This window comes from Streptomyces sp. MBT53 (genome assembly GCF_016654115.1).
In the GTDB taxonomy this organism is placed as follows: domain Bacteria; phylum Actinomycetota; class Actinomycetes; order Streptomycetales; family Streptomycetaceae; genus Streptomyces.
Genome location: NZ_JAEQAZ010000384.1, coordinates 1 through 3,676, shown reverse-complemented (window position 1 = coordinate 3,676; position 3,676 = coordinate 1). Strand labels below are relative to the sequence as shown.

General features: G+C 69.1%; 3 protein-coding genes and 1 pseudogene. 1 reads left to right on the top strand and 3 read right to left on the bottom strand.

Annotation, left to right across the window (positions count from 1 at the left end):
* The coding region (locus JHN45_RS51255; protein ID WP_236585037.1) for a PQQ-binding-like beta-propeller repeat protein at positions 1 to 1,013 on the top strand (1,013 nt) is incomplete at its 5' end.
* Between the two features lie 166 nt (positions 1,014 to 1,179).
* Here JHN45_RS51255 and JHN45_RS51250 read toward each other — a convergent pair.
* From JHN45_RS51250 to JHN45_RS51240, 3 genes and pseudogenes are all read right to left on the bottom strand, one after another.
* On the bottom strand, positions 1,180 to 1,827 hold the full coding sequence (locus JHN45_RS51250) for a hypothetical protein (protein ID WP_201056344.1): 648 nt from the start codon (positions 1,825 to 1,827) through the stop codon (positions 1,180 to 1,182).
* 116 nt (positions 1,828 to 1,943) lie between these two features.
* Positions 1,944 to 3,407, bottom strand: a complete 1,464-nt coding sequence (locus JHN45_RS53830) for a hypothetical protein (RefSeq protein ID WP_236585036.1) — start codon at positions 3,405 to 3,407, stop codon at positions 1,944 to 1,946.
* Positions 3,404 to 3,676, bottom strand: a pseudogene (locus JHN45_RS51240) (hypothetical protein); the annotation flags it as partial. The gene JHN45_RS53830 and the pseudogene JHN45_RS51240, both read right to left, overlap by 4 nt.

The window sequence follows — 3,676 nt, the reverse complement described above, 5'->3', positions numbered from 1 at the left end:
GACTCGGCGTCACCGGTTGGTACTTCTTGAACGGCGACGACGTCCCCACCCGGGAAGCGAGATGGAAGTCCACCGCTGGCTCCTCGTTCGGGGGGCGCCCCGTCGTGTCCGGCGGGCTGGTGTTTTCGAGCAGTTGGGACGGTTGCTTGTATGCGGTAGATGCCGCCGCCGGCAAACAACGGTGGAAAGTCCGCGTGGGGGAGGAAAGAGCGGACGACAGGTCGCCGACGGTGTCCGGCGGACTGGTGTACGCAAGCGGCACCAAGTACCTGTATGCGTTGCACGCGGACACCGGCGAAGAACGGTGGAGGTTCTCCACCGGCGACAACGTGTACTCGGCACCGACGGTGTCCGGCGGGCTGGTGTGCGTCACCGGCGATGACGCGTACTTGTATGCAGTCGATGCCGTCACCGGCAAGCAACGGTGGAAGTACGCCACTGAGGCCGACTCGAACTTCCAGGTATCGCCGACGGTGTCCGGCGGGCTGGTATACGTCGGAATGTCGGATGATCTGTATGCGCTGGACGCGGCCACGGGCAAGAAGCGGTGGAACTATCGCACCTTCGGCACGGTGAGCTCGTGGCCGCCTGTGGTTGCTCAGGGAGCCGTGTACGTGGGCAACGACCTAGGTGAGTTGCATGCGCTAAGCGCTTCCGGTGGTGAGCAGCTTTGGCGGTTCGCCACCGGAAGCGGCAATGGCTCTTTTAAGTCGCCGGTGGTCACCCGCGAAGTGGTGTACGTCAGCGGCGAAGGCGGATACCTGTACGCCGTGGGCGCCACCACCGGCCAGCAACACTGGAAGTTCTCCAGTGACAACGAATTGTCGTCACCAGCGGCATCCGGTGGGGTGGTGTACGTCGGCAGCGATGACTACTACCTGTATGCCGTGGATGCCACCACTGGCAAACGGCGGTGGAGGTTCCTCAGCGGCGGCACCACGTCTTCCTCGCCGACGGTATCCGACGGGCTGGTCTACATCGGCGGCACTCACCTGTACGCGCTGCCGGTGTAGCGCTTCGGCACCCTGACCACACCGCCGCCGACCGCCCCCAACTGGTACTGGTGGAGGACGCAGGGTCGATCCGGGCGGAAGCAGCCCGCACGGCTCGCCAGGCACTCCGCCGAGAAGGGGTAGCCGCGGACAAGAAGACGGCGCGCCCAGGCTGTGGGCCGCTCCGCTACGACTTGAGTAGTGGGCCGCTGAACGGTCCGACCAACTCGTCGGCTTGGTCCACCCGGTGGCGGAGGTCGTCGAACGGGACGACGGCCGCGTCCACGACTCGCTCAGCATCGTGGCGGGCAGTGTCCTCGGCGCGGCGAAGGGCGTGACGGAGGTACCGCACGGACGTCCGGCCGCGGCGGGCGTCAAGGGCCTCCTGAGCCTCGTCGAGCCAGTACTGAGCGCTCTGCGCCTCATCCGCCGTGGACATGCCGAGCCAGGTCTGCAGTTGCTGGGCGTCCTGGAGCAGTTCCTCGGCAACAGGGCGGAGTCTCGCCTCCGCGCGCGCCGCCCGCACCGATTCCGCTGCCGTGGCGGTGACGAAGAGTGCGGCGACGGCGGTACAGGTCCACAAGGGCCAGGTGGAGGTAGGGCCGCCGGGCATCCCCAGGTCGGCGCGCGCCCTGCGGGACGGCACACCCAGTGACACTGTGCCGAGTAGCAGGACCGGCCAGAAAATGACGAGCCAGCGTATGTAGCGGTCCCGCAACTCCTGTTCGAGGCTTGTGCCGAAGCACCTCGGAATCAGCAGCTGCAAGATGTTGAACACGGGGATGGCGACGAGCGCGACCGTGAAGGATGCCTCAAGCCCGGTGGTCGGGAACATGTGCTGCGTCTCCTTGAGCGTGCTGGTGGCGCGGGACGGCGGCGGCCGGCGGATAGGCCCGTGGTGACGACAGGCCTCGCGGTCACGGCCGTCGCCGCACCAAGGGATTGGTGGTCTTACGCCTGTTGGAAGAGCGGGGTCAGCAGGTCGTCTCCCGGCCAGAATTCCCGCTCGGCTACGAGCCCGGAGAGGAACGTGTCGATCTCGGCCAGGACGGCGGCGCGGTCCTGCGGCCCGTAGGCGATGAACTGGTCGGCTGCGGCGTCGAAGACACGCACGTAACTGAGGGGACCGACGCAGACGAGGGCTCGCGCGATCTCGGGGAGTCCGAAGCTGAGGGCGTCACACCCTCCGGTGCGGACGAGTTGCACGAGGTCGGCGGTGACGTGCTCCCAGTCGCCGACCGTCGGCCAGTCGGCGCCGCCGCCCAGTTCGTGGGTGAGGGTGGCCAGCGGGATGATCTCGCCCGGCCGGCGTCCCTGCGTGAGGCGGTAGTGGATCTGGACTCCGTCGGGCTGGCGCACCCGGGGATGGAGCAGGGAGGCGGCGGCTACCAGGGTGGTGTTGATCTCCTGGGTGCCTTCGCCGAGGTAGTACGGCTCCTGTGCGAAGAGCAGGTAGACGTCCGTGGTGCGGATCTCATCGCCAGGCTGGACGTGGGGCACGGGAAGGTTTCCCTCCGGTCGTGAGGTACCAGGCCCGCGTCGAGGTGCCGGCCGGTGCGCCGGTTCGAAGCCGGGCGGGTAGGGGCGGCCCAGGGGGCCTTCGTGTCCGCGAGGCTGGTCCTTGGGGCCGGAGCGGGCCTCGGCGCGGATGCGCTCCAGGATCTGTGCGACTTGGTCGGCGAGCTGGACCATTAGCCGCTCACGGTCGATGAGTTGCGACGAGACCGATCGGGTGTCGTGGGTCTGGAGCAGACCGGCGGTGTCCCACATCAGGTCCTGGCCGATCTCGGCGGAACGGCGCAGTGCGTAGTGGTCGTTACCGGCGGCGGCCTGGACGAAGTAGGTGTGCAGGGCGGCGAGGCGCTGCAGGTACTGGCAGGCAGCGTCTCCTTCGACAGTGCGGAGGTGTCCGGCTGCCCGGTCGTCGAGCCTGTCGGGCAGGTATTCGGCGAGCAACGGGGCGAGCAGCGCCCCTGGCAGCACAAGGTCGGCGGGGATGCCGTGGCCGAGGGCGGACATCGCGGCGAAGAGGCTGATGACCCCCACGACCACTGCTGAAAGCCGCAGGGAGGCGGGGCTCGTAGAGGTCAGCGCGATGCGGTGGGCGCGACGCCTGGTCAGCCAGCGCACGGCGAGTCGCTGTCTCATCGCCGCGTCCGGGGGGAGCACCCCGATCTGCCACGGGCGCTCGGGCAGGGTGCCGTCACCGGGCACGGTCCAGGCCAACCACCCCCACCTGGTGCGCTCGTACACGACCGCCGGCTCGCAGGTGCCGGTGCACGCGGTGTCGGAGCAGACGTGGCCGAACTGCACCGCGCGGGATCGCTCTTCCTCCCACCGTTCCGGATCGCGGGAGAAGGGGCGGGCGTGGTACTGCGGCACGGTCCAGGTTGCTGCGTCGAACGTGTCCGTCATGAGGTGTTCGCTTCCAGAGGTCCGGTCAGGGTGGTGGAGCAGGTGGTGCAGCGGCCGTCGCCGTCGGGACGGGCGCGGCGGGGAGTCGGGCCGGGGCAGGTGCGGCACAGTGGCCAGCCGAGGCAGGCCGGGCAGAGGTCCTCACCGGGAGCGGTGCCGGGCCTGCCGCAGCCGGCGCATTCGACGAGGGCGCGGTGGGTGAGGGCCTCGCTGACGGTGCTCGTGGCGGCGGGGATGGCCTCCCGGGGCGGCGGGGCGTCCCGAGCGGG